Below are 26,054 nucleotides of genomic sequence, written 5' to 3'. Positions count from 1 at the left end.
CACGCTTCATCATCAACCCGCTCGCCGTGGGTTGTGATAGAGATCAGCGAACATGTCGGCCATGGCCTCTTCGCTGGGCTCGTCCTGCTGCTGCACATTGACCGCGCGGGTAACCAGCTGGTGCCCGCGAGGCAGGTGCAGGTCGTCAGGAATGCGCGGCCCATCGGTCAGGTAGGCCACTGGCAGTTCGTGACTGATGGCAAGGCTCAGCACGTCGCCAAGGCTCGCCGTTTCATCGAGTTTGGTCAGGATGCAACCGGCCAGGCCGCAGCGCTTGTAGCTGTGGTAGGCGGCAGTCAGCACCTGCTTCTGGCTGGTGGTGGCCAGCACCAGGTAGTTCTTGGCGGCAATGCCCCGCCCGGCCAGGGTTTCCAGTTGCAGGCGCAGGGCCGGGTCGCTGGCTTGCAGGCCGGCGGTATCGATCAGCACCACGCGCTTGCGCAACAGCGGCTCCAGCGCCGCGGCCAACGACTGGCCCGGGTCGACATAGGTCACCGGCACGTTGAGGATACGGCCCAGCGTCTTGAGCTGTTCCTGGGCGCCGATGCGGAAGCTGTCCATGCTCACCAGCGCCAGGTTCTGCGCGCCGTACTTGAGCACGTAGCGGGCGGCCAGCTTGGCCAGGGTGGTGGTCTTGCCCATGCCGGCCGGGCCGACCATGGCGATCACCCCGCCCTCTTCGATCGGCTCGATCTCGGGAATTTCGATCATCCGCGCCAGGTGCGCCAGCAGCATGCGCCAGGCCTGACGTGGCTCGTCGATCTCGGCGGTCAGGTCAAGCAGCTCGCGGGCGATCGGCCCGGACAGGCCGATGCGCTGCAGGCGGCGCCAGACCGTGGCCTGCTGCGGCTTGCTGCCCTGCAGCTGATTCCAGGCCAGCGAACCGAGCTGCACTTCCAGCAGCTCGCGCAGGCCCGACAGCTCGGAGCGCATGGCATCGAACAGGCGTGGGTCGACCGGTGCCGAGGCAGGGGCTGGCGCAACGGCCTCGGGCGCATCGACGTGCGGTTCGATCAATGGCTCGGCGGCGGTCAGCGATTGCCCGGCGAACAATTGGCGGTTGTTGTCACTGCTGTCCTGGCGGTGGCCCAGTTCGGCCTGGGCAGTGGCGATGCGCGTATGGGTCTTGCGCAGCTCTTCTTCCAGCTCGGCATTGGGCACACGCGGGGCCAGGGCGGACAGCTTGTAGTCCAGCGCAGCCGTCAGTTCGACACCGCCGGCGATGCGGCGGTTGCCGATGATCGCGGCATCGGCGCCCAGCTCATCGCGGACCAGCTTCATGGCCTGACGCATATCGGCGGCGAAAAATCGCTTAACTTGCATTATCCACTACCTCAGCCGTTAGGGCCCACGGTGGCAACGATGGTGACTTGCTTGTTGTCAGGTATTTCCTGATACGCCAGAACATGCAAATTCGGTACAGCCAGGCGACCGAAACGCGACAGCATGGCGCGGATCGGGCCGGCGACCAGCAGGATGGCCGGCTGGCCCTGCATTTCCTGGCGCTGGGCCGCTTCGATCAACGAACGCTGCAGCTTCTCGGCCATGCTCGGTTCCAGAAGAACACCGTCTTCCTGACCTTGCCCGGCCCTTTGCAGACTATTCAGCAAAATCTGTTCCAACCTTGGCTCCAGGGTAATCACTGGCAGCTCCGACTCAACGCCGACAATGCTTTGCACGATGGCGCGACACAATCCGACGCGCACTGCGGCCACCAGCGCGGCGGTATCTTGACTCTTGCCGGCGTTGTTCGCGATCGCCTCGGCGATACTGCGAATATCGCGCACTGGCACCTGTTCCGACAACAACGCTTGCAGCACCTTCAGCAGGCCCGACAAGGAAATGACACCTGGCACCAGCTCCTCTGCAAGTTTAGGCGATGCCTTGGCCAGCACCTGCAACAGTTGCTGGACCTCTTCGTGGCCGATCAGCTCGTGGCAGTGCTTCTGCAGGATCTGGTTGAGGTGGGTGGCCACCACGGTGCTGGCGTCGACCACGGTGTAGCCCAGCGACTGCGCCTGGGAACGCTGGCCAACGTCGATCCACACCGCCTCCAGGCCAAACGCCGGGTCGCGTGCGGCAATGCCGTTGAGGGTGCCGAACACCTGCCCCGGGTTGATGGCCAGCTCACGATCCGGGTAGATCTCGGCCTCGGCCAGGATCACCCCCATCAAGGTCAGGCGATAGGCGCTGGGCTGCAGGTCGAGGTTGTCGCGGATGTGCACGGTGGGCATGAGGAAGCCCAGGTCTTGCGACAGTTTCTTGCGCACGCCCTTGATCCGCGCCAGCAATTGGCCGCCCTGGTTGCGATCGACCAGCGGAATCAGCCGGTAGCCAACCTCAAGGCCGATCATGTCGATGGGCGTGACGTCGTCCCAGCCCAGTTCCTTGGTCTCCAGTGCACGCTGCGGCGAGGGCAGCAGGTCCTGCTGGCGCTGCGCCTCTTGCTGCGCCTGCAGCCTGGCTTTCTGCTGCTTCTTCCACACCAGGTAGGCACCGCCACCGGCCAGCAGGCCGAGGCTGAGGAAAGCCACATGCGGCATGCCCGGCACCAGGCCCATGACGATCATCAGCGCGCCGGAAACCGCCAGGGCCTTGGGCGAGTCGAACATCTGCCGGTTGATCAGCTTGCCCATGTCCTCGGAGCCCGAGGCCCGGGTAACCATGATCGCGGCAGCGGTAGACAGCAGCAGTGATGGCAATTGCGCCACCAAACCGTCACCGATGGTCAGCAAGGCGTATACCTTGCCGGCCTCACCGAAGCTCATGCCGTGCTGCAGCATGCCGATCAGCATGCCGCCGATCAGGTTGATGAACAGGATCAGCAGGCCGGCGATGGCGTCACCGCGGACGAACTTGCTGGCACCGTCCATCGAACCGTAGAACTCGGCTTCCTGCGCCACTTCGGCACGACGGTGTTTGGCCTGGGCCTGGTCGATCAGGCCGGCGTTGAGGTCGGCGTCGATGGCCATCTGCTTGCCGGGCATGGCGTCGAGGGTGAAACGCGCGCTCACTTCCGAGATACGCCCGGCGCCCTTGGTCACCACCACGAAGTTGATGATCATGAGGATGGCGAACACCACGGCACCGACCACATAGTTACCGCCGATCACCACCTCGCCGAAGGCCTGGATCACCTTGCCGGCAGCGCCGTGGCCCTCCTGGCCGTGCAGCATCACTACCCGGGTGGAAGCCACGTTCAGGGCCAGGCGCAACAACGTGGCCACCAGCAGGATGGTGGGGAACGCGGCGAAGTCGAGCGGGCGCAGGGCGTAAACGCAAACCAGCAGGACCACGATCGACAAGGCGATGTTGAAGGTGAAGAACACGTCGAGCAGGAACGGTGGTATTGGCAGCATCATCATTGCCAACATCACCAGCAGCAACAGCGGCACACCCAGGTTGCCCCGGCCGAGCCCGGCCAGGTTGTTACGGGCGTTGCTGATTAACTGAGTGCGATCCACCGCGAGTCCTCTTGATGCAAAACTTTGACGCACAGGCGGCGCCTGGCGCTGGCTTTGCAAGAAGCTTTCCAACTTTGCTCGACGGGGGATTTATGTTGCCTGTTCCGGCCTCTTCGCGGGCACGCCCGCTCCCACAGGGACCTCACAGCTGGACACCGCACCTGTGGGAGCGGGCGTGCCCGCGAAAGGGCCAGAAGCCCTGACACAAGGTCAACTGTCGCGACGCAGGTCCGGCGGTATCGGCAGGTCGTCTTTCAGCGGCTCCGGCCGCTTGCCCTTGCCGGCCCGGTACTGGCGGATCTGGAACACATAGGCCAGCACCTGCGCCACCGCCAGGTACAAGCCGGCAGGGATTTCCTGCTCCAGCTCGGTGGAGTAATAGATCGCCCGCGCCAGGGCTGGCGATTCGAGGATCTGGATCTTGTGCTCCACACCGATCTCGCGAATCTTCAAGGCCATGAAGTCGCTGCCCTTGGCCAGCAGCAACGGCGCCGCCCCGCCCTTCTCCGGGTCGTACTGCAAGGCCACCGCATAATGTGTCGGGTTGGTGATGATCACATCAGCCTCCGGCACCGCCGCCATCATGCGCCGCTGCGACATTTCGCGCTGCAACTGGCGAATACGCTGCTTGACCTCGGGCTTGCCTTCGCTGTCCTTGTACTCGTCCTTGACCTCCTGCTTGGTCATCTTCATTTTCTTGTGCGTCTGCCACAGCTGGAACGGCACGTCTGCCGCCGCAATCAGCAGCAGCCCGGCCGACATCCACAACGCACTCCAACCCACGACCTGCAGGCTGTGAATGATCGCCTGCTCCAGCGGCTCGTTGGCGATCGACAGCAAGGCCTGGCGATCGCTGATCAGCACCACCACCGCGACCACCAGGATCACGAAGAACTTGGCAAGCGCCTTGAGCAGCTCGGTCAGGGCATGCATCGAGAACATGCGCTTGATCCCCGACAGCGGGTTCATGCGGCTGAACTTGGGTTGCAACAGGCTGCCGGAGAACAGGAAACCGCTCAGGGCGATAGGCGCCACGAAGGAGATCACGAACAGCAGGATCAGCACCGGCTGCGTCGCCCATATCGCCATCTTGCCCGAGGCCATCAGGAAGGCGCCCATCGCACGCTCGTCAACGATGATGTCGCGGGTCAGGCTGAAGTTCATGCGCATCATTTCCAGCAGCGTCTCGGCCAGGTGGCCGCCGAACGCCAGCAGGCCACCGGCGCCGGCCAGGGTCACCGCCACCGTGTTCAGCTCCTTGGAGCGCGCGATCTCGCCTTTCTCGCGGGCATCGCGCTTGCGTTTCTCGGTGGGGTCTTCCGTCTTGTCCTGACCGCTCTCGCTTTCCGCCATGCTCAGCGCGCCCTCGCCAGTTCACGCAGCCATTGCAGCGCTTCGCTGGCCAACGCCTGGTAGTGGGACAGCACATCGGCCAGGCCGACCCAGAAAATGAACATGCCCATGACCAGGGTCAGCGGGAAACCGATGGAGAAGATGTTCAGCTGTGGCGCGGCACGGGTCATTACACCAAAGGCAATGTTCACCACCAGCAGCGCAGCGATGACCGGAAGAATCAGCAGCAGGCCGGCGGCGAACACCCAGCCCAGGCGCCCGGCCAGCTCCCAGAAATGGTTGACCACCAGCGCATTGCCCACCGGCAAGGTGGTGAAGCTTTCGGTCAGCACCTCGAACACCACCAGGTGGCCATTCATCAACAGGAACAACACGCTCACCAGCATGGTCATGAACTGGCTGATCACCGTGACGTTGACACCGTTGGCCGGGTCGACCATCGAAGCGAAGGCCATGCCCATCTGCACCGCCACGATCTGCCCGGCGATCACGAAGACCTGGAACAGCAGCTGCAAGGCCAGGCCGAACAGCGCGCCAACGATGATCTGTTCGGCGCACAGCAGCAAACCGCGCAGGCTCAACGGGTCGAATTCAGGCAGCGGCGGCAGCGCCGGCACGATCACCACGGTAATCGCCACTGCCACGTACAGGCGCACCCGTGCCGGCAGCATGCGCGTGCCGAAGATCGGCATGGTCATCAGCACCGCAGTCACCCTGAACAACGGCAGGATGAAGGTGGCAACCCAGGTGCCGATCTGCGTGTCGGTCAGCTCCAGCATCGCCGCGTCAACCGATCAGCTGCGGGATGTTGGTATAGAGGCTGGTGATGTATTCCATGAACTTCTGCACCAGCCACGGCCCGGCGATGATCAGCGTGACCAGCATCACCAGCAGGCGCGGCAGGAAACTCAGTGTCTGTTCGTTGATCTGCGTGGCGGCCTGGAACATCGCTACCACCAGGCCCACCAGCAGGCTCGGCACCACCAGCACGGCAACCATCAGGGTGGTCAGCCACAGCGCATCACGGAACAGGTCGACAGCGATTTCAGGTGTCATCGGCGGCTCTCCTTGACGGCGTCAGACGCCGCCGAAACTGCTGGCCAAGGTGCCCATGATCAGCGCCCAGCCATCGACCAGCACGAACAGCATGATCTTGAACGGCAGCGAAATGATCAGCGGCGACAGCATCATCATACCCATGGCCATCAGCACACTGGCCACCACCATGTCGATGATCAGGAACGGGATGAAAATCATGAAACCGATCTGGAACGCAGTCTTCAGTTCGGAGGTGACGAACGCCGGCACCAGAATCGTCAGCGGCACCTGGTCCGGGCCGGCGATATCGGTACGCTTGGACAGACGCATGAACAAGTCGAGGTCGCTTTGCCGGGTTTGCGCCAGCATGAAATCCTTGAGCGGCCCCTGGGCCTTGTCGATGGCCTGCTGGGCGGTCATCTGCTCCTTCAGGTACGGCTGCAGCGCGTCCTGGTTCACCCGGTCGAACACCGGGGCCATGATGAACATGGTCAGGAACAGCGCCATACCAGTCAGCAACTGGTTCGACGGCGTCTGCTGCAGGCCCAGCGCCTGGCGCAGGATCGAGAACACGATGATGATGCGGGTGAAGCTGGTCATCAGGATGACGAACGCCGGGATGAAACTGAGCGCCGTCATGATCAGCAGGATCTGCAGGCTGACCGAATACTCCTGCTGCCCGTCCGGGGTATTGGACAGGGTAATGGCCGGGATCGACAGCGGGTCGGCGGCCAAGGCCAGCGGCGCAACCAGCAACAGCGCCAAAATCAGCAACATACGCAGCGCGCCGCTCATCACGTGTTGTCCTTAGGGTTCTTGCCCATCAACTCCATCAGCCGCTGGGCGAACTCCGGCGTCGCCTGGCGGGCGCTTTCCGGCACTTCCACGGGTTCGGCCAGCACATGCAGGGCCTCGATGCTGCCAGGAGTATGGCCGATCAGGATCTGCTCCTTGCCCACCTGCACCAGCAGCAGGCGGTCACGCGGGCCGATGGCCCGGCTGCCGACGATCTCGATCACCTGCCCGCCCTTCACCGCCGTGCTCTGCAAACGCCGCAGCAACCAGGCCAGGAAGAAGATCAGGCCGACCACCAGCAGCAGGCCGAAAACCATCTGCGCCAGCTGCCCGCCGAGGCTGCCAGGCGCAGTTGGGGTTGCCGCCGGCGTGGCCGCGGCCAGGCAGGCCTGGCTGGCAAGCAGCGCGGCGAGCGCCGCGATGGCGCGCATCGTGCCCTTCACTCAGCGCAGCTTCTTGATACGTTCGCTGGGGCTGATCACGTCGGTCAGGCGGATGCCGAACTTTTCGTTGACCACCACCACTTCGCCGTGGGCGATCAGCGTACCGTTGACCAGCACGTCGAGCGGCTCGCCGGCCAGGCGATCGAGCTCGATCACCGAGCCCTGGTTGAGCTGCAGCAGGTTGCGGATATTGATCTCGGTACTGCCCACTTCCATGGAAATGTTCACCGGGATATCCAGGATCACGTCCAGGTTAGGGCCTTCGAGGCTGACGTTCTCGTTCGGCTTCGGCGAGCTGGCGAACTCCTCCATCGGCAGTCGGCCCGGGCCGCTGGTGCTGCTACCGGTGTCACCACCCAGCAGTGCATCGATATCCGCCTGGCCGGCTGCACCGGTTTCTTCCAGTGCCGCAGCCCATTCATCGGCCAGAGCCTGGTCCTCTGCGGAGGTAATCTCGTTTTCGTTAGCCATGGTTTCCTCGACAGGCATTCAATTCGTAATGAGCGACCGGCACGCCGTCAGCGGCGTTCGATCGGGTCGATGATCTGCAGCGCCAGGTTGCCCTTGTGCGAACCCAGGCGCGCCTTGAACGAAGGCACGCCGTTGGCGCGCAGCACCAGGTGCTCGGGCAGTTCCACCGGGATCACGTCGCCGGGTTGCATGTGCAGGATGTCGCGCAGCTTGAGCTGGCGCCGGGCGACCGTGGCGGTCAGCGGCACGGCCACGTCCAGCACGTCCTCGCGCAGGGCCTTGACCCAGCGCTCGTCCTGGTCGTCCAGGTCGGACTGGAAACCGGCATCGAGCATTTCCCGTACCGGCTCGATCATCGAGTACGGCATGGTCACGTGCAGGTCACCGCCCCCACCGTCCAGCTCGATGTGGAACGTGGACACCACCACCGCCTCGCTGGGGCCGACAATGTTGGCCATGGCCGGGTTGACCTCGGAGTTCATGTACTCGAAGGTGACCGGCATGATTGCCTGCCAGGCTTCCTTGAGGTCGACGAAGCACTGGTCCAGCACCATGCGCACCACCCGCAATTCGGTGGGGGTGAACTCGCGCCCCTCGATCTTGGCGTGGCGGCCGTCGCCGCCGAAGAAGTTGTCCACCAGCTTGAACACCAGCTTGGCGTCGAGAATGAACAGCGAGGTGCCGCGCAGCGGCTTGATCTTGACCAGGTTGAGGCTGGTCGGCACATACAGCGAATGCACGTATTCGCCAAATTTCATCACCTGCACGCCACCCACCGCCACGTCGGCGGAACGGCGCAGCAGGTTGAACATGCTGATGCGGGTGTAACGGGCGAAACGCTCGTTGATCATTTCCAGGGTCGGCATGCGACCCCGCACGATACGGTCCTGACTGGTCAGGTCGTAGCTTTTGATGCTGCCAGGCTCGGATGCACTCTCGGTCTGCACCAGCCCGTCGTCGACGCCATGCAACAGGGCATCGATTTCATCCTGGGACAGCAGGTCCTGTACGGCCATTGCGGACTCCTACTGCAATACGAAATTGGTGAACAGCAACTGGTCGACGACCGGCTTGCCGACTTCCTTCTGCGCCACTTCCTGAACCACCGCGGTGGCCTTCTGACGCAGCATTTCCTGGCCGACCGGGCTACCGGCCAGGGTATCGAAGCCTTGCCCGGAGAACATCATCACCAGGTTGTTGCGAATCACCGGCATATGCACCTTGAGGGCATCCAGGTCGGCCTGGTTGCGCGCTTGCAGGGTGATGCTCACCTGCATGTAGCGCTGGCGACCGTTCTGGTTGAAGTTGACCACGAAGGCCGGGGCCAGCGCTTCGTAGATAGCCGCCGGCTTGACGTTGCTGGCTGCAGTGTCGGCGGCCGGAGCCGGCTCGCTCTTGTGCATGATGAACCAGGTAGCGCCCACCGAAAGGCCGATCGCCAGCAACAGGCCCACTACTGCCAGCAGGATCAGCTTGAGTTTGCCTTTAGTGGCGGGGTCTTTGACTGCTTCGCTCTTCGCCATGCCAATAATCCGTCGTCCATCGGGGGTTCAAGGGAGGATGGCTTGGCTTGAGCAAGTGTTATGCCAGATTTTGCAGAGGATGGGTTCCAGCAGGTTTTACGGTGCTGCCATCTTCGCGGGCACGCCCGCTCCCACAGGACCGTGCAGTACCTATGGGAGCGGGCGTGCCCGCGAAGAGGCCAGCTCAGGCTAACGGTTATCAGGCGTAATAATCGACCGCACTGTCGCCAACAACCACCTGGTGCTCAACAGGCCGGGCGCTATCGACTGCCTCGCCGCCATCCTGCCCGGCCCGCCGCGCCGCCACCCCGGACAGGTTGCTGCCCTGCGCCTGCCCCTGTTGCTGTTGCTGCCCGCGCGACTGGTCGGCCACGTTGACATCCGGCTGCGCCAGCCCCTGCTGGGCGAACAGCTCGCGCAGGCGGTGCACCTGGCTGTCGAGGGCGTCACGCACGCCGGCGTGACCGCTGATGAAAGTGACCTGGGTCGACTGGTCCGTCGCAACATTGACGCGAATGTCCAGGCGGCCCAGTTCCGCCGGCTCCAGCTGGATATCCGCCGACTTGAGGTTCTGGCTGGACAAATACATGACCCGGTTGACCAGGCCCTCGGCCCAGGCGCCCTGGTTCATCGGCAGCGGCTGATGCAACGGGCTGGTATTGGCCGGGACGGCATTGGCGGTCTTGGCCGTGGCGGCCTGGGTCAGGTTGGCCAGGCGGTTGGCAAAATCGTCGACACGCGTATCGCTACCAGCGCTCTTGGTGTCCTTCAGGCCATCCTCGAGCAATCCGGCAAAGGCCTTGTCGCCAGCCTCGCCCGCTTCACCCTCGGCATTCTCGACCATATTCGCCAAGGTATTGACGGCCATCTGCGCTTCCTCGCCCTGAGCCTGTGAAGGGTCCAGGGCATGCGCCGAGGTCGCCCCTTTGGCCTGGGCGCTGTGCTCCAGCGCCAGGCGCAAGGTAGGCAGGTTGGCCAGCGGGTCGGCTTCAGGGTCAAAAACTTCCTCGGTGACCGGTTCCTCGGGCAGTGCGGCCGTAACCTGCGTCGTGGCAGCCTGCAATACCGGCGCCACCGCCTCGGCCTGTGCCTGGATCAGGTGTGCGCCAGGCAGGGCATCGCTGACCTGGCCAGCCACCAAGCTGGCATCGCGCAAGCCGGTGTCGGCCTGAACCTGGTCGTCAGCTGGCAATTGTTTGCCGTCATCGGCAACCGCGGGCGTGTCGACGGGGTCTTTCTTGCCACCCTGAGCCGCCTCGGATTTGTCCCTGGGCTTGGCCTGGGCAACCTTGTCGTCTTGCCCGGCGGCCTTGTCGCGACCCTGCCTGGCCATCACCTGGCCGAAGCCGTCGCCCTTGTCGCCCGGCGCCTGCAGCAGCTTGTCGGCCGGGGCGTTGGCAGAACGCGAGGTGTTGGCAATGGCGTTGCCTTGCAACAGTGGGTTGGGTGCGACAGGCATCGAGCGGTCTCCGCGCCAGAAACAAAAAAATCATCCAGCCAGAAACAGGCAAAACTCGCGCCAAGTCGTGCATCAACCCGCCGAAATGCGTTGCTGCTCATCCCGGTAGAAGCGCTGCACCTCGACGAACTCCAGGTCGATGCGGTTGATCAGGTCCTCGATGCCATACAGCGGGGGCCGCCGCGCGCGCTCTTCCAGCTGCTGACACAGGCTGGCCAATGCAACCGCGCCCATGTTGCTGCTGCTCCCTTTGAAACTGTGGGCCGCAGAACCGAGCTCTTCGGCACTTTTGGCCGCATGCAACTGGCCCAGGCGCCGTTCGGAGTCGTCTAGAAACGTTTGCACCAACTGCAGGTAGCCATCTTCCATGACCTCACGCAGGTCACTGAGTACCTTGTGGTCAATATGCATGTCAGTCACTTGTTCACTCCTTGATCAAGCCAGATTATGCCCGAGCCAACCCGTGGCTCACCAGACGAACTCCACATGCGCGCAGCGCCCGCCGTCACGCCAGTGCGCGCTGCTGGCCAGCCGCCGTACCAGGTTCAGACCACGCCCGCTCAGCCCCTGCTCCAGCGAGGGGCGCGACAATACGCGCTGCACATCGAACCCGGCGCCACTGTCACGAACCTCGATCTTCAGACGCCCGCCATCAGCCTGCGGTTCAACCTTGAAATCGATGCGTACGTAACCGTCGGTCAGCACCCCAAGGCGCCGGGCGCGTTCCTGATAATAGTCGGCAAAGCCCTGAACATCGCGCTTGAGCTGCGAGTCCAGGCCCAGCACGCCGTGCTCCAGGGCGTTGGAATACAGCTCGCTGAGCACACTGTGCAGGTTGCCGGTTTGCGTGCGCAGGCCATGAATCTCCTGCAATAACTGCACCAGATACGGGACCGGGTTGAAGCGTTTGAGGCTCTCGCCACGCACCTCGAACCCCAGCGACCAGTCCAGCGGGCTGGAGCGGCCACTGTCAGAGTAGATTATCGGCGCCGGCACCCGCTCCTCGGCGTTGAACATCCGGATATCGCACAGGCTGATGTCGTCGCGCGGGCGCCCGCCAAAGCGCTCCAGGGCCTGCATCACTTCGTCGAACAGCAGGGCCGGGTCACGGTTGTCGGCCAGCACCTGGCGCAAGCGCTGCACGCCGAACAGGCGTTCCTGGTCGTCGGCGGTATCGAGCACACCATCCGACAGCAACAGCAGGCGCTCGCCCGGAGCCAGCGGCAACACTTCGGTACTGTCATCGAAACGCTCGGCATCCAGGATGCCCAATGGCAGGTGGCGCGAACTCAGCACCGACAGCACCTGGCCATCCACTGCCAGGCGATAGCCATCAGGCATGCCACCGTTCCACACTTCCACCGAACCGCGCTGCATGCTGAGGTTGAGCAGCAGCGCACAACAGAACATGTCCACCGGCAGGATGCGTTTGAGCTTGGCGTTCATCTCACGCAGGATCTGCGCAATGCCGTAGCCCTTGGCGGTCATGCCGTAGAACACTTCGGCCAACGGCATGGCCCCTACCGCCGCCGGCAGGCCGTGGCCGGTGAAATCACCGAGCAGCACGCGCATGTCGCCGGACGGGGCGAACGCGGCCAGCATCAGGTCGCCATTGAACAGCGCATAGGGCGATTGCAGGTAGCGGATGTTGGGCGCAGCCAGGCAGCCGGAGTGGGCCACCTTGTCGAACACCGCCTTGGCTACCCGCTGCTCGTTGAGCAGGTGGTGGTGGTGCCGGGTAATCTGGTCGCGCTGTTCCAGCACGGTGGCCTGCAGCCGGCGCAGGCGGTCCATGGCGCGGATCTTGGCGCCGAGGATCACCGCACTATAGGGCTTGGCCATGAAGTCGTCGCCGCCGGCCTCCAGGCAGCGCACCAGGCCCTCCTCCTCGTTCAATGAAGTCAGGAAAATGATCGGCACCAGCGCCTCGCCGGCCAGGGCCTTGATCTGCCGCGCCGCCTCGAAGCCATCCATCACCGGCATCAGCGCATCCAGCAGCACCAGCTGCGGGCGCCGCTCGATGAACAGCGCCACCGCCTGCTCGCCGTTTTCCGCAGTGAATACCTGATGGCCCTGGCGGCGCACGATCTGCGCCAGCAGCATGCGGTCGGCGGCACCGTCCTCGGCGACCAGCACGGTCAACGCCTGTTCGGCCGGCATGTCGGCGCTCAACTGATATCGAAGAGTTTTTCGAAATTGGAAATGGCGAGGATCTTGCGTACATCGGAGCTGGCATGCACCACCCGCACATCCGACTCGTCGCCGCCCGCGTGGTCGCGCAGCAACAGCAGCATGCCAAGCGCGGAACTGTCGAGGTAGGTGGTGTCCTTCAGGTCGACGACTACCGAATCGGGCCGGCTGGGCTGGCGTTCGTAGGCGTCGCGAAATTCCTGGTGCTTGCCGAAATCGAAGCGCCCCTTGATCTTGATCGTCAGCTTTTTCCCGTCCTGCGAAAAGTCAGTCTCGACTGCCATGCTAGCGATTCCTTCGATGATGGCGGATGCAACTCCTTACAGGTTTAGCAGGCGATGACGGGGGTGGCAAGCACACGATTCTGCATGCGGCGCGGTAAATGTGGATTGCCTGTCCCGGCCTCTTCGCGGGTAAACCCGCTCCCACAGGCTTTTCACAAATTCGAATCCTGCGCCGTACCTGTGGGAGCGGGTTTACCCACGAAGAGGCCAGTACAGGCTATAGGTGATTCTGCCGCGGCAGGCGCTGCGACAGCTCGTCGAGCAGCCGCTGCTCGCGCTTGTCCTCGGCCCGCCGGGCCTCGTCCAGGTAACGCTGCACCAGCTTGCGCAAGCCCTCCACACGGGCATAGGCCTGCTGCCAGGTGCCGCGTGCGTTGTCGAGGTTGTTCTGGTGCCAGACCAGACTCTGGCGCTGTTGGGTCATGGCCGTTTCCAGCTGCCCGAGGAAGCGCTGGTAGTTGACCAGCCAGCTGCCATTGACCCCCTGCCCGCCACGGTTGATCCACTGCAGCTGGTAATCCTCACGAAACCGCTCGAGCTCGGCCAGTTTTGCCTGGGCCATGGCCACCTGCTGCTGGAAATGCCCAAGGCGCTGGGCCGCCTTGCGCTCGGCCTCCTCGGCCATGTCCACCACCGGCGCCAGGCGCGCGGCACGTCCGGGCAGCGCCATGGCCTATCAGCCTGCAGGGGGCGTGAAGATCGCCCCCAACTGTTCGCGGCTTTGCGCCATGCCCACGTTCTCGCGCAGGCCTTGGCGCAAAAACTCCACCAGCTGCGATTGCAGGGCGATGGCCAGGTCGGTTTCCGGATCGCCGCCCGCCACATAGGCGCCCACGCTGATCAGGTCACGGCTTTGCGACAGGCGCGACCACAACTGCTTGAATTTTTGCGCCTGGCGCAGATGGTCGGCATCGACCACCTGGGGCATGACCCGGCTGATCGAAGCTTCGATGTCGATGGCCGGGTAATGACCCTCCTCGGCCAGCCGCCGCGACAGCACGAAGTGGCCATCGAGCACGCCGCGCGCCGAGTCGGCAATCGGGTCCTGCTGGTCGTCGCCCTCGGACAGGACGGTGTAGAACGCAGTGATCGAACCACCACCCGGCTCGCCATTGCCCGCCCGCTCCACCAGCTTGGGCAGCTTGGCGAACACCGACGGCGGGTAACCCCGGGTAGCCGGCGGCTCACCGATGGCCAAGGCGATTTCGCGCTGGGCCTGGGCGAAACGGGTCAGCGAATCCATCAGCAACAATACGTTCTTGCCCTTGTCGCGAAAGTACTCGGCGATACGTGTGCAGTACATGGCAGCGCGCAGGCGCATCAGCGGTGCATCGTCGGCAGGCGACGCAACCACCACCGAGCGCTTGAGGCCTTCCTCACCCAGGATATGCTCGATGAATTCCTTGACCTCGCGGCCCCGCTCACCAATCAGGCCGACGACTATGATTTCGGCCTCGGTAAAGCGGGTCATCATGCCCAGCAACACCGACTTGCCCACCCCGGTACCGGCGAACAGGCCCAGGCGCTGGCCACGACCGACGGTGAGCAGGCCATTGATGCTGCGAATACCCACGTCCAGCGGCTTGCTGATGGGGTCACGATTCAGCGGGTTGATCACCGGGCCGTCCATCGGCACCCAGTCTTCGGCTTTCATCCCGCCCTTGCCATCCAGCGCACGGCCAGCGCCGTCGAGCACCCGGCCGAGCATGCTCATGCCCATCGGCAAGCGGCCGCCATCATCCAGCGGCACCACCCGGGCACCAGGGGCGATGCCGACGATGCTGCCGACGGGCATGAGAAATACCTTGGGCCCGGCAAAGCCCATGACTTCCGCTTCGACCTGCACCGGGTGATAGCTGTCGTCGTTGATCACCAGGCAGCGGCTGCCGACTGCGGCGCGCAAGCCTTCGGCCTCCAGGGTGAGGCCGACCATGCGCAGCAGGCGGCCTTCGACGATGGGCTGGGCCGGCAGTTCGATGGCCTCGGCATAACTGCCCAGGCGCTTGCCGAAACTGGTGCGCTCAAGTTGCATCCGGGCTACCTATGCCGCGCTCTGGCGGGTTGTCCAGGTCTACCGACATGTCCGGTGCCGCCGGGTGCAGCGAATGGTCGTGCAACTGGTCGAACAGTTGCGCTACGGCTTTCTCGATGCGGGTCTCCATGGTCGCGTCGATGCGACTGTGAGCGGTTTCGATACGGCAGCCGCCGGGTAGCAGCGCGTCGTCTTCGAGCAGCCGCCAGTGTTCCTCATGACGCTCGCGCAGGGCCTTGGCCAGCTCGAAATCCTGCGGGTTGAGGTGGATGCGGATATTGTCAGCGCCCATGGGCAGCAGCTTCAGCGCTTCGCGCAATACCTGGGTGATCTGGCTGGAATCGCCCCGCAGTTCGCGACCGATCACCTGGCGGGTCATGTGCGCCACCAGATGGACCAGGGTTTTCTCGATCTGCGTGTCCTGCTCGGCGATCGGCTCCATCAGGTTGGCCATCAGCCGTTCAAGGCTTTCCAGCTTGGTTTTCAGGGCCTCTTCGGCTTCCTGGCGAACCTTGAGCTGGGTGCTATGGAAGCCTTCGCGCTCACCGGTGGCGAAGCCTTCGTTGTAGGCTTCCTGGCGGATGGCCTCGAGTTCTTCCAGGGTCAGTGGCTGGACTTCTTCCAGCGGCACTTCCTCGACTTCTTCCTCGATTACCTCGGGTTCGGGTTCCGGCTCCGGTTCGGGCTCAGGCTCCGGGTCGAAGCTGGGCAGCGCCCACACGTCCACGCCCTCGAGGTCGCGGGCGCGGATCAGGTCGCTGGGGTGATGTTCTTTGGTGGGCATGCTGTCATGTTCTCAAACCATGTTCAGCCGACACGGTCCCTGTGGGAGCGGGTTTACCCGCGAATGCGTCGGCAGCGACAACCTCTATCGTCAGGTCCGACGCCTTCGCGGGTAAACCCGCTCCCACAAGGGGCGGCGTCGGCCTTCAGATCGCGAATACCTTAGATCATTTCCTCGGCACCCTTGCCGCCGAGCACGATCTCGCCGGCCTCGGCCATGCGGCGGGCGATGGTGAGGATTTCCTTCTGCGCCGTTTCCACGTCGCTGACCCGCACCGGCCCCTTGGCCTCCAGGTCGTCACGCAGCAGCTCCGAGGCACGCTTGGACATGTTCTTGAAGATCTTGTCCTTGACCCGCTCGTCGGCACCCTTGAGCGACACCACCAGCACGTCGGACGAGACTTCGCGCAGCAGCGCCTGGATACCACGGTCGTCGACGTCGGCCAGGTTGTTGAAGACGAACATCAGGTCTTCGATCTGCTCCGACAGGTCGCTGTCGATTTCGCGGATCGCGTCCATCAGGGCACCTTCCACCGAACTGTCGAGGAAGTTCATGATGTCGGCGGCACGCTTGATGCCGCCCAGGGTGGTGCGCGCCGCGTTGGAGTTGCCCGAGAACTGCTTTTCGAGGATCTGGTTCAGTTCCTTCAGCGCCGCCGGCTGCACGGTGTTCAGCGACGACACGCGCAGGACGATGTCCAGGCGCACCTTGTGGTCGAAGTTGCTCAGCACTTCGCCAGCCTGGTCGGGGTCGAGGTAGGCGACCACGATAGCCTGGATCTGCGGGTGCTCGTAGCGGATCACGTCGGCCACGGCGCGCGGCTCCATCCACTTGAGGCTGTCCAGGCCGCTGGTGTTGCCACCGAGCAGGATGCGGTCGACCAGGCCGTTGGCCTTGTCCTCGCCCAGGGCCTGGTTGAGCATCTTGCGGATGTAGGCATCGGAGCCCACGCCGAGGCTGGTCTGGTCGCCAACGATCTCGACGAACTCACTCATCACCTGCTCGACCTGCTCACGGTGCACATTGCCCATCTGCGCCATGGCCACACCTACCCGCTGCACTTCCTTGGGCCCCATGTGCCGCAGCACCTGGGCGGCATCGGTCTCGCCCAGCGAAAGCAGGAGGATCGCCGCCTTGTCGACGCGGCTCAGCTTGGCGGTAACGGCTCGGTTATCACTCATCGGCGTTGATCCACTCTTTCACGACCTGGGCAACGCGGCCCGGGTCTTCGGCCACCAGGCCTTTGATTGCGTTGAGCTGTGCCTCGTAACCCTCGTTCGGGCTAGGCAGCAGAATGCTTGTCGGGCCACCCAGACTGACGCGGTCGTTGGCCAGTTCGCCATCCAGACCCATCATGCCGCCCAGCTCCATGTCGCTATCCGGGGCAGCCTGCTTGCCGCCCCCTGTAATGTTGTTCAGCACCGGCCGCAGCACACCGAACACCAGCACCAGAATGAACACCACACCTAGCACTTGCTTGACGATGTCCCAGAACCACGGCTGCTGGTAGAAGGCGATGTCGGCGATCTCTTCGCCACGGTCGGCGGCGAACGGCACGTTGATCACTGTCACGCTGTCGCCACGGCTGGCATCGAAGCCGACCGCGTCCTGCACCAGGCGCGTGAAGCGTGCCAGGTCCTCGGCGCCCCAAGGCGCACGGGTGGTGTCGCCGGTGGCCGGGTCGATCTTGACCTGGTCGTCCACCACCACCGCTACCGACAGGCGGGTCATGCGCCCCTGTTGCTGGCGAGTGTGGCTGATGGAACGGTCCAGCTCGAAGTTCTTGGTGCTTTGCTGGCGCTTGTCCGACGGGTACGGCGCGAGCATCGGCTGGCCGGTGGCCGGGTCCATGATCTGCTGGCCGTTGGCATCCACCAGCGGCTGGCCAGGCTGGATGGCCGCGGCCGGGGTAGCAGCGCCACCGGTGGTCTGCGGCGCGGAGGCAGGGCCTGGAGGCTGGTTGCTCAGCGCACCGGGCACACCTTGCGGGCCCTGGCTGCTGGCGCGTTGTTCGTCGACCGACTGTTCGCTGCGCAGCGCCGGCTGGTCGGGGTTGAACTGCTCTGAAGTGGACTCGACCGCGCTGAAGTCGAGGTCGGCGGACACTTCGGCCTTGTAGCGGTCATTGCCCAACACCGGTTGCAGGATGTTGTGCACCCGCTGGGTGAGCATGCTTTCCACCCGGCGGCTGTAGTCGAACTGCTTGCCGGCCTGGGTCAGGGCGGTGTCCTGGATCTGCTCGGACAGCAGGTTGCCCTTCTGGTCGACCACGGTGACCTGGGATTTATCCAGTTCCGGCACGCTGGTGGCAACCAGGTTGACGATGGCCATCACCTGCCCGGCTTCCAGGGCACGACCCGGGTACAGCTCTACCAGTACCGAGGCGCTTGGCTTGCGTTCGTCACGCACGAACACCGAACTTTTCGGAATGGCCAGGTGCACGCGCGCGCCCTTGACGTTGTTCAGGCTGGACACGGTACGCGCCAGCTCGCCTTCCAGGCTGCGACGGTAACGGGTGGCTTCCATGAACTGGCTGGTGCCCAGACCCTGCTCCTTGTCGAGCAGCTCGAAGCCGACGTTGCCATCGCTTGGCGCCACACCGGCAGCGGCCAGCTTCAGGCGCGCACGGGAGAGGTCGTCGGCCTTGACCAGCAGAGCGCCGGAGTTGGGCTCGACGTTGTAGGGGATGTCGGCAGCGGCCAGGGTGTCCATGACCTGCTTGGTGTCCATGCCCGCCAGGCTGCCGTACAGCGGACGGTAATCGGGTTGTTGCGACCACAGCACCACGGCAAAGCCGATCGCCACGCTGGCGGCCAGACCGACCAGCAGGCCGACCTGACGCAGCATGGGCATCTGCGCGATGTTTTCCAGAAACGCCATGCCGAACAGCGGCGGCTTGGCCGCTGGCGGGCCGCTTTTGGCGGGGGCGTTGTCGACGACTGCTTCAGCCATGGTTTACGTCCGTCCTCAAACCGGCATCTGCATGATGTCCTGGTACGCCTGGACCAGCTTGTTGCGTACCTGGGTCAGGGCCTGCATCGACACGCTGGCCTTTTGCGAAGCGATCATCACGTCGGTCAGGTCGACGCCACTCTTGCCGATCTCGAAAGCGTTGGCCAGCTGGGTCGAAGCCTGCTGCGTCTCATGCACCTTGCCGATGGCCTGGCCGAGCATGTCGGCAAAGGTACTTTGCCCCGGTGCCAGCTCGGGGGCTGCAGCCACCTTGGGCAGCGACATGGCATCGGCCTGCATGGCCCGCATGTCCAACATCAGACGATTGAATTCAACACCTTGGCTCATGACCCTTCTCTCTCCTGCGGCCGCATTTTTTTGACAGTCATGCGGCGAATAGCCAACCTGAAGCAACAAAGGTGCCAGCCTTGGCGAGCAACGCGATTCCTGTGGGAGCGGGCGTGTCCGCGAACACCGGCGCAGCCGGTGCCAGCCACCGCGTCGAATTCTTCGCGGGCACGCCCGCTCCCACACAGGGGCCGTGCCAGCAGCGAGATATATTGCCCGTCAGCCGAACAGGCTGGCCTCGACGTCAAACCCGGCATCACGCATCTGCGCCAGCTTGTAGCGCAAGGTACGCGGGCTGATCCCCAGGCGTTCGGCCGCCTCTTTGCGCCGGCCACGCTCGGCGCGCAGGGTGTCGATGATCATCTGGTACTCATGGCGACGCATGTCATCGCCGAGCCCGCCTGCGTCGGCCGCGACCTCGGGTGATGGTTCGATAGCGGCCGACAATGGAATGGCACCTGCCAGACAAAAATCCGCCGCCTCGATCACCCCGCCCTGCTGCAGGATCAGCGCCCGCTGCAAGGCGTTGTCCAGTTCGCGCACATTGCCCGGCCAGGCATGCGCCTGCAGGCAGGCCCGAGCCTGGGCTGACAGGCGCACCGGGGCGTGCTTCATCTTGGCCACATGACGCGCCAACAGGCGCTCGGCCAGTTGCAGGATGTCACCCGGGCGTTCTCGCAGCGGGCGCCAGGCCAGGGGGAACACCGACAGGCGGTAGTACAGGTCTTCCCGGAAGCGCCCGGCTGCCACTTCACCAGCCAGGTCACGGTTGGTGGTGGCCAGCACGCGGATGTCCAGGCTGATCGGCTTGCGCCCGCCTACCCGCTCCACCTCACGTTCTTGCAGCACGCGCAGCAGCTTGGCCTGCAAAGCCATTGGCATTTCCGAAATTTCATCGAGCAGCAGGGTGCCACCTTCGGCCTGCTCGAACTTGCCGGCCTGGGCGGCTATGGCACCGGTGAAGGCGCCCTTCTCGTGGCCGAACAGGGTGGCCTCGAGCATGTTGTCAGGGATGGCCGCACAGTTGATCGCCACGAACGGCTGCGCCGCCCGCGGCGACTGCTGGTGAATGAAGCGCGCCAGCACTTCCTTGCCGGTGCCGGACTCGCCGGAAATCAGCACGGTCGAGTCACTGCGCGCCACCCGTGCAGCCAGTTCCAGCAACTGGCGGCTGGCCGGTTCGCAGGCCACCGGCCCCTCCTCGTCAGCCACGCGCCCGGCAGCATGTCGCTCGACCAGGCGGAGCAGGGCCTTGGGCTCGAACGGCTTGACCAGGTAATCGGCGGCGCCCTGGCGCATGGCCTCGACCGCGCGCTCCACCGCGGCGTGCGCGGTCATCAGCAACACCGGCAACTGTGGTTGCTGGCGACGTAGCCGGGCGAGCAGTTGATGCCCGTCCATGCCCGGCATGTTCACATCGCTGACCACCAGGCTGAAGGCATCCTCCAGCACCGCTTCCAGCGCTTCTTCGGCACTGCCCACCGCCTGGTAGGCAAAACCGCCGATTTCCAACGTATCCCCCAACGCCTGGCGCAATACGCGGTCGTCCTCGACCAGCAGCACCTTGATCGCCATTACACGCCCTCCGCCAGTTGCCCGTCGATCAACGGCAGCTCCACCCGCACGCAGGTGCCACGGCCGACCTTCGAGCGCAGGCCGAGCGTGCCCTGGTGTGCGCGCACCACGGCCTTGACCACGGCCAGGCCCAGGCCGGTGCCAGTGGCCTTGGTGGTCAGGAACGGCTCGCCCAGGCGGCCGAGCAGATCGGCGTCAATACCACTGCCGGCATCGCTCACGCACAGGTGCAGGCTGCGTGAGCGGCGGAACAGGTGCACTTTCAGCCGCGCCGGGCCATCGCTCGCCTGCAGGGCATTCTCGATCAGGTTGAGCAAGGCACCGACCAGGGTGTCGCGGTTGCACAGCAGCTCACCCAGGTGGCTGTCGCACTGCCAGCGCACGGCGTGCCCTTGCACATGCGCCTGGGCGGCCTGCTGCAGGGCCTGGAACAAGGCTTTCGGAGTGACCCGGTCACCCATCGGCAGCTCGCCACGGGCAAACACCAGCATGTCGCGCACCTGGTGCTCCAGTTCGTGCAGGCGCTCTTTCAGAGTACCGGCGAAGCGTTGGCGGGTTTCCGGGTTCAGGTCCTGTTCGGGGTCGGCCAGGTGACTGGCATAGAGCATGGCCGCCGACAGTGGCGTGCGGATCTGGTGTGCCAGCGAGGCGACCATGCGCCCCAGTGATGACAGCCGCTCGTGGCGGGCCAGTTGGTCTTGCAGGCGACGGGTTTCGGTCAGGTCATTGAGCAGCACCAACTGGCCGGGCTCGGCATCCAGTGAACGAGTGGCGATGGACAGGCGGCGACCGTCGCGCAGCGAGACTTCGTGGCCGTCGTCCTTGCGCGGGGCAAAGCTGCGGGCAATCACCTGGCGCCACAACTGGCCGACCAGCGGCTCGCCGAGCAATTCGCACGCAGCCGGGTTGGCTTCGCGCACCAGGCCCTGGCCATCGATCACAATCACCCCGCCGGGCAACAGGTCCAGCAGGTTCTGCAGGCGGTTGGCCAGGCGTTCCTTTTCGCTGAGCTCGTCCATGCGCTGGGCGCTGACCACCGCCAGTTCGCCCTTGAGCTGACTGACCCGGGCTTCGAGCAGGCTGTAGGACTGGCTCAGCTGGCTGGATACCTGATTGAACAGGGCGAAGGCTTGCTCGACACCCTGGCGGCTTTCCTGCTCGACCGGGGTTTGCCCCTGCGCAACGGGGGCTCGGGATAGATGGGCGGCCTGGGGCATCTTGCTCTCTCGCGTGGCTGACCGTCATAAAAACGGTGTGGTGCGAGGGGTGTAGCAATAGCCGTGCCGGAGATAGGGATTTGGGTTGGCTGTGCCGGCCTCTTCGCGGGCATGCCCACTCCCACAGGGATATCACCGGATTCAAGCCGTGCATCGTTCCTGTGGGAGCGGGCGCGCCCGCGAAGAGGCCGGCGCAGCCAACCGCCAGGCGTCAATCCTCCGCCTGTTCCTCGCCGCCCTGGCGACTCATGCCGTACTTGCGCATTTTCTCTACCAGGGTGGTACGGCGGATCCGCAAACGTTCAGCTGCGCGCGCAACGATACCGTTGGCATCGTCCAGCGCCTGCTGGATCAGGCCCTGCTCCAGGCTACCCAGATAGTCCTTCAGGTCCAGGCCTTCAGGCGGCAGCATGGCGTGACCATTGAAGTTCGGCGTATGGCCGTTGATCGCCACACGCTCTTCCAGGTCGCTGCGCAGGCTGTCGACCATCTGCTCGTCTTCGTCATCGACGTAACGGAATTTCTTCGGCAGCTCGGACACCCCAATCACCCCGTACGGGTGCATGATCGCCATGCGCTCCACCAGGTTGGCCAGCTCGCGAACGTTGCCCGGCCAGCCGTGGCGGCACAGCGACATGATCGACGCGGAGTTGAAGCGGATGGACCCGCGCTTCTCGTGCTCCATGCGCGAGATCAGCTCGTTCATCAGCAGCGGGATGTCTTCCACCCGCTCACGTAGCGGCGCCATTTCGATGGGGAACACGTTCAGGCGGTAGTACAGGTCTTCGCGGAACGTGCCCTCCTCGATCATGGTCTCGAGGTTCTTGTGGGTCGCGGCAATGATGCGCACATCGATGCTCTGGGTCTTGTTGCTACCCACGCGCTCGAAGGTACGCTCCTGCAGCACGCGCAGCAGCTTGACCTGCATCGGCAACGGCATGTCGCCGATTTCGTCGAGGAACAGGGTGCCGCCGTTAGCCAGCTCGAAACGCCCGGCACGGCTGGTGATCGCCCCGGTGAAGGCGCCCTTCTCGTGGCCGAACAGTTCGCTTTCCAGCAGCTCGGCCGGGATCGCGCCACAGTTGACCGGTACGAACGGCGCTTCGCGGCGCTTGGAATGGTAGTGCAGGTTGCGCGCCACCACTTCCTTGCCGGTGCCGGACTCGCCCAGGATCAGCACGCTGGCATCGGTATCGGCCACCTGCTGCATCATCTGCCGCACATGCTGGATGGCACGGCTGGTGCCGACCAGGCTGCGGAACAGGTTGGGTTCGCGCTGGCGGCCACGTTCGCGCGCCTGGTCGTACATCTCGCGATAGACCTGGGCACGGTGCAGCGAATCCAGCAACTGGCTGTAGCTTGGCGGCATTTCCAGGTTGGAAAGCACGCGGCGGCGAAGGTCTTCCGGGAACTCCGCAGAAGAAATTTCACCTAAAAGCAGAACCGGAAGGAACTCATCCCACCCAGCCACTGTCTTAACGAGCCCAAGCAGACTGCCCGGAGCGTTTACAGTGCCGATGAGCACGCACAGCACTTCGCGACTCGAAGACAACGGCTCGACCACTTGCTGCCAGTCCTGGCTGGAGCAAGCGAGGTTTTCTTCGCCCAGGAAGTTAAGCACCACCGCGAGATCGCGGCGGCGTGCGCTGTCGTCATCGATCAGCAGAATCTTGGTTTCACGCCACATGCAATAGCAACTTCCCTAGTCATATCGGCGCCCGAAGGCGTGCTCGACATCATTCCGACTGAATGGTCAGTGTTCGGACGTCTGAAATTCGAAAACAGCCACTAGTAAAGTCAAAAAGGCCCGCACAGTCAAATTTATGGCGCCTTTTGTTCAGTTGTGCGCATCTTAACTGAACAGATGGTAAACCTTCGAAGCATTTTTCGCCTGATTGATCTGCATCATCTCTTCGGCAATTGCCTGGCGTTCGCCGGTTGTCACATCAATCAGATTGCGGTAGACCTCCAGCACCCCCTCCAGCTTCTCGCGCAGCAACGCCTGGTCCAGCGCGTGAGTCGCCAGCACCTCGTCGATGCACGCACGGCAGGCCACATCCAGCTTGGCAATGGCATCCCAGTCACGTTCGCCCAAGGCGCCGATCAGGGCATCGCAGGTGTCGTCGAGGCGTTGCAGTGCGGTCACGGTGTTCTCCTTGCCGTCAGCTGGCAGGCTGGGTGTCGGCGATACCGTCCCAACCGCTCTTCACGGTAATCAGCAACTGGGCAACCTCGTCGATGATGCTCGCATCGTTGTCGACGTTGGCCTGCATCAGGCGATTGGTCATGTAGACATACAGGGCGTCGAGCTTCTCGACATACTCCGGGTTTTCGCTTTTTTCGGGCGATAAACCATCACGCAGGCCGATGATGATATCGATCGCCTTGCCGAGCATCAGGCCCTTCTCCGCGATGTCGCCGCGCGCCATGGCACCCTTGGCCTGTGCCATGCGATCGAGGCCGCCTTCCATCAGCATCTGCACCAGGCGGTGGGGCGTGGCTTCGGAAATCTGGGCATGGGAATTGACCTTCTGGTACTGACGAAGGGCTCTCATGGGATTCATCTTGCGACCTCGTGACGGGCAGGCTTAAAGGGAGATATTCCTTGTATCGGGCAGGCGGCGGAAAACTTTACCGGCCGATGACATGAAGCCGGGCATCATGCCCGGACTTCATGCAATGTTCACGGATTAATCGTCGCTCTTCTTGTTCAGCGCATTGAGCGTGCTCAGCACCGAGTTCTGCTGCTGGCGCAACTGAGTGACCAGGGTATCCATGTTGTTGTACTTGTCCTGCAGGCTCTTTTGCAGGGCTTCCATGCGCGCGTCCAGGGTGTCCTGTTCGGTCTTGAGCTTGGTCAGGCTTTCGCTGAGGGTCTTGGAGCGCTCGGCAAGGGTACCGGTACTGGCCTTGGCAAACGGCTCGGTCACCTTTTGCAGGCGCGCCAGCATGCCGTCCTTGCCATTGAAGATACTGGTCAGGTCCGCCGCGTTGGTGGCAGCCACCTTGTCCCACTTCTTGTCATCCAGACTCAGCAGGCCGCCGTCCTGGGAGGAAGTAACACCAAATGCGGCAAGGGACTTCAACGTGCCATTGCCGGATACGGCATTGAGCTCCTCACGAATGGACGTCATCAATGCACGCATCGACGCATCACCCGTCAGCGCTGCCGCAGTCATGGAACCATCGGCATTCTTGGTGACTTTGGTTTCGGTGTTGAGCACCGTCAGCAAAGCATTGTAGGTATCGATGAAGCCTTTGAGGCCTGACTTCAGCGCGGTGCTGCTGGTACTCAGCGAGAGCACGGTGGGCGTCAGCTCCCCGCTGGTGGCGTTTTTCGGAGACGTACCGACCAGCTTGATGTTCAGGCCGCTGACCGCATCCGTGATGTCATTGGTCTTGGACTTCATGGCAATGCCATCAAGCGTGTATTCCGCATCCGTTGGCGGATCGATAACGGTGTAACCGGTATCGATGCCGGAGTTTCCCGAAAGGGTGATATCGGAACCATCGCCCATCTTGGTCGAGGTGATGATCAAACGCGAGCCCGAGGCATCCGTCAGCACGTTGGCACTCAGGCCCGCCACGCCAAACTGGCTGTTGATGCTGTCGCGCACTTGCTGCAGTGTTGCGCCCGGGGGCACGCTGAGGTCGTAATCCTTGCCACTCTGGCTGATCTTCAAGGTGGTCGGAGTGGAGCCGGAATTGACTACCGAGCCGGCGCCGCCCGCATAAACCTTGGTCGACACTTTCGAGGCGGTCGCAAGCTTGCTGACCACCAACGAGAACGAACCGTTGGCCGCACCCGTGCCCATGGTCACGGTCGCAACCTTCTCATCCGAGGACTTCAGGCTAAGACCACCGAAACTGCTGCTATCGGTCATGTTGGTCAAGGCGCCGCGGAAGGCATCCAGGGCTGCCTGAATCTTGCCGATCGAGGACAACGTGGTGGTTGCCTTCAGCGTTTGGGTATTGATCTGCGCCTGCTTCGGCGCCTTCTGCGCGGCCACCAGGGAATCCACGATCGCCTGGGTATCGATGCCCGAGCCAATACCGCTGACTGTTGTACCTGCCATCATTGCTCTCCTTGTTCAGTAGCTGCCGGATCCTTGGCGAATAAATCCAT

The 26,054-nt window shown here is 63.6% G+C and carries 26 protein-coding genes; all 26 read right to left on the bottom strand.

The window, feature by feature from the left end:
- Window positions 1-12: 12 nt before the first annotated feature.
- The 26 genes from flhF to fliD all read right to left on the bottom strand — a co-directional run bounded on the left by flhF (window position 13) and on the right by fliD (window position 26,004).
- On the bottom strand, window positions 13-1,323 hold the full coding sequence (flhF, locus tag CAF70_RS21370; protein ID WP_085623139.1) for a flagellar biosynthesis protein FlhF: 1,311 nt from the start codon (window positions 1,321-1,323) through the stop codon (window positions 13-15).
- Window positions 1,324-1,334: 11 nt separating this feature from the next.
- Window positions 1,335-3,464 (bottom strand): flagellar biosynthesis protein FlhA, encoded by a 2,130-nt coding sequence (gene flhA / locus CAF70_RS21365; RefSeq protein ID WP_085623138.1) that lies wholly within the window; start codon window positions 3,462-3,464, stop codon window positions 1,335-1,337.
- 210 nt (window positions 3,465-3,674) lie between these two features.
- Complete coding sequence (gene flhB, locus CAF70_RS21360) at window positions 3,675-4,817, bottom strand: flagellar biosynthesis protein FlhB (RefSeq protein WP_085623137.1); 1,143 nt, start codon at window positions 4,815-4,817, stop codon at window positions 3,675-3,677.
- Between the two features lie 2 nt (window positions 4,818-4,819).
- On the bottom strand, window positions 4,820-5,596 hold the full coding sequence (fliR, locus tag CAF70_RS21355) for a flagellar biosynthetic protein FliR (RefSeq protein ID WP_025340075.1): 777 nt from the start codon (window positions 5,594-5,596) through the stop codon (window positions 4,820-4,822).
- Window positions 5,597-5,603: 7 nt separating this feature from the next.
- Window positions 5,604-5,873, bottom strand: a complete 270-nt coding sequence (fliQ, locus tag CAF70_RS21350; protein ID WP_085623136.1) for a flagellar biosynthesis protein FliQ — start codon at window positions 5,871-5,873, stop codon at window positions 5,604-5,606.
- A gap of 21 nt (window positions 5,874-5,894) precedes the next feature.
- Window positions 5,895-6,650 (bottom strand): flagellar type III secretion system pore protein FliP, encoded by a 756-nt coding sequence (fliP, locus tag CAF70_RS21345; RefSeq protein ID WP_085623135.1) that lies wholly within the window; start codon window positions 6,648-6,650, stop codon window positions 5,895-5,897.
- Window positions 6,650-7,081 (bottom strand): flagellar biosynthetic protein FliO, encoded by a 432-nt coding sequence (fliO, locus tag CAF70_RS21340; RefSeq protein ID WP_085623167.1) that lies wholly within the window; start codon window positions 7,079-7,081, stop codon window positions 6,650-6,652. The genes fliP and fliO overlap by 1 nt, the downstream gene beginning before the upstream one ends.
- 12 nt (window positions 7,082-7,093) lie before the next feature.
- Entirely contained in the window at window positions 7,094-7,564 is a 471-nt protein-coding gene (fliN, locus tag CAF70_RS21335) for a flagellar motor switch protein FliN (RefSeq protein ID WP_024087456.1), read from the bottom strand.
- Window positions 7,565-7,611: 47 nt separating this feature from the next.
- Window positions 7,612-8,580, bottom strand: a complete 969-nt coding sequence (gene fliM, locus CAF70_RS21330) for a flagellar motor switch protein FliM (protein ID WP_013973595.1) — start codon at window positions 8,578-8,580, stop codon at window positions 7,612-7,614.
- Window positions 8,581-8,589: 9 nt separating this feature from the next.
- The gene (gene fliL, locus CAF70_RS21325; protein WP_085623134.1) at window positions 8,590-9,087 is read right to left on the bottom strand and encodes a flagellar basal body-associated protein FliL; all 498 of its coding nucleotides are present in this window, start codon (window positions 9,085-9,087) and stop codon (window positions 8,590-8,592) included.
- Window positions 9,088-9,286: 199 nt separating this feature from the next.
- A complete protein-coding gene (locus CAF70_RS21320; RefSeq protein ID WP_085623133.1) occupies window positions 9,287-10,546 on the bottom strand; it encodes a flagellar hook-length control protein FliK in 1,260 nt (419 codons plus the stop codon).
- 72 nt (window positions 10,547-10,618) lie between these two features.
- Window positions 10,619-10,966 (bottom strand): Hpt domain-containing protein, encoded by a 348-nt coding sequence (locus tag CAF70_RS21315; protein WP_085623132.1) that lies wholly within the window; start codon window positions 10,964-10,966, stop codon window positions 10,619-10,621.
- 48 nt (window positions 10,967-11,014) lie between these two features.
- Complete coding sequence (locus CAF70_RS21310) at window positions 11,015-12,706, bottom strand: fused response regulator/phosphatase (protein ID WP_085623131.1); 1,692 nt, start codon at window positions 12,704-12,706, stop codon at window positions 11,015-11,017.
- An 8-nt stretch (window positions 12,707-12,714) separates the two neighbouring features.
- Window positions 12,715-13,020, bottom strand: coding sequence for an STAS domain-containing protein (locus CAF70_RS21305; protein ID WP_013973600.1), 306 nt, complete (start codon window positions 13,018-13,020; stop codon window positions 12,715-12,717).
- Window positions 13,021-13,237: 217 nt separating this feature from the next.
- Complete coding sequence (gene fliJ, locus CAF70_RS21300) at window positions 13,238-13,690, bottom strand: flagellar export protein FliJ (protein WP_085623130.1); 453 nt, start codon at window positions 13,688-13,690, stop codon at window positions 13,238-13,240.
- A 6-nt stretch (window positions 13,691-13,696) separates the two neighbouring features.
- Window positions 13,697-15,052 (bottom strand): flagellar protein export ATPase FliI, encoded by a 1,356-nt coding sequence (fliI, locus tag CAF70_RS21295; RefSeq protein WP_085623129.1) that lies wholly within the window; start codon window positions 15,050-15,052, stop codon window positions 13,697-13,699.
- Window positions 15,042-15,836 carry a flagellar assembly protein FliH gene (fliH, locus tag CAF70_RS21290; RefSeq protein WP_085623128.1) on the bottom strand — a complete coding sequence of 265 codons (795 nt, stop codon included), beginning with the start codon at window positions 15,834-15,836 and terminating at the stop codon, window positions 15,042-15,044. Before fliH ends, fliI begins: the two co-directional genes overlap by 11 nt.
- Before the next feature lie 161 nt (window positions 15,837-15,997).
- Window positions 15,998-17,017, bottom strand: a complete 1,020-nt coding sequence (gene fliG, locus CAF70_RS21285; RefSeq protein WP_003257289.1) for a flagellar motor switch protein FliG — start codon at window positions 17,015-17,017, stop codon at window positions 15,998-16,000.
- A complete protein-coding gene (fliF, locus tag CAF70_RS21280; protein WP_085623127.1) occupies window positions 17,010-18,788 on the bottom strand; it encodes a flagellar basal-body MS-ring/collar protein FliF in 1,779 nt (592 codons plus the stop codon). Before fliF ends, fliG begins: the two co-directional genes overlap by 8 nt.
- Window positions 18,789-18,803: 15 nt before the next feature.
- Window positions 18,804-19,136, bottom strand: a complete 333-nt coding sequence (fliE, locus tag CAF70_RS21275) for a flagellar hook-basal body complex protein FliE (RefSeq protein ID WP_013973606.1) — start codon at window positions 19,134-19,136, stop codon at window positions 18,804-18,806.
- A 219-nt stretch (window positions 19,137-19,355) separates the two neighbouring features.
- Window positions 19,356-20,711 (bottom strand): sigma-54 dependent transcriptional regulator, encoded by a 1,356-nt coding sequence (locus tag CAF70_RS21270; protein WP_085623126.1) that lies wholly within the window; start codon window positions 20,709-20,711, stop codon window positions 19,356-19,358.
- A complete protein-coding gene (locus tag CAF70_RS21265; RefSeq protein ID WP_085623125.1) occupies window positions 20,711-21,928 on the bottom strand; it encodes a PAS domain-containing sensor histidine kinase in 1,218 nt (405 codons plus the stop codon). Before CAF70_RS21265 ends, CAF70_RS21270 begins: the two co-directional genes overlap by 1 nt.
- 211 nt (window positions 21,929-22,139) lie before the next feature.
- Window positions 22,140-23,615, bottom strand: coding sequence for a transcriptional regulator FleQ (gene fleQ, locus CAF70_RS21260; protein ID WP_085623124.1), 1,476 nt, complete (start codon window positions 23,613-23,615; stop codon window positions 22,140-22,142).
- A gap of 165 nt (window positions 23,616-23,780) precedes the next feature.
- Window positions 23,781-24,074 carry a flagellar protein FliT gene (gene fliT / locus CAF70_RS21255; protein WP_085623123.1) on the bottom strand — a complete coding sequence of 98 codons (294 nt, stop codon included), beginning with the start codon at window positions 24,072-24,074 and terminating at the stop codon, window positions 23,781-23,783.
- 16 nt (window positions 24,075-24,090) lie between these two features.
- Window positions 24,091-24,492 carry a flagellar export chaperone FliS gene (gene fliS / locus CAF70_RS21250; protein WP_085623122.1) on the bottom strand — a complete coding sequence of 134 codons (402 nt, stop codon included), beginning with the start codon at window positions 24,490-24,492 and terminating at the stop codon, window positions 24,091-24,093.
- 126 nt (window positions 24,493-24,618) lie between these two features.
- A complete protein-coding gene (gene fliD / locus CAF70_RS21245; protein WP_085623166.1) occupies window positions 24,619-26,004 on the bottom strand; it encodes a flagellar filament capping protein FliD in 1,386 nt (461 codons plus the stop codon).
- Window positions 26,005-26,054 lie beyond the last annotated feature (50 nt).

This window comes from Pseudomonas sp. B19(2017) (assembly GCF_002113165.1).
Lineage (GTDB): Bacteria > Pseudomonadota > Gammaproteobacteria > Pseudomonadales > Pseudomonadaceae > Aquipseudomonas.
Note: the sequence above shows the minus strand (reverse complement) of the source record. Positions and strands in the feature narration are given on the sequence as shown.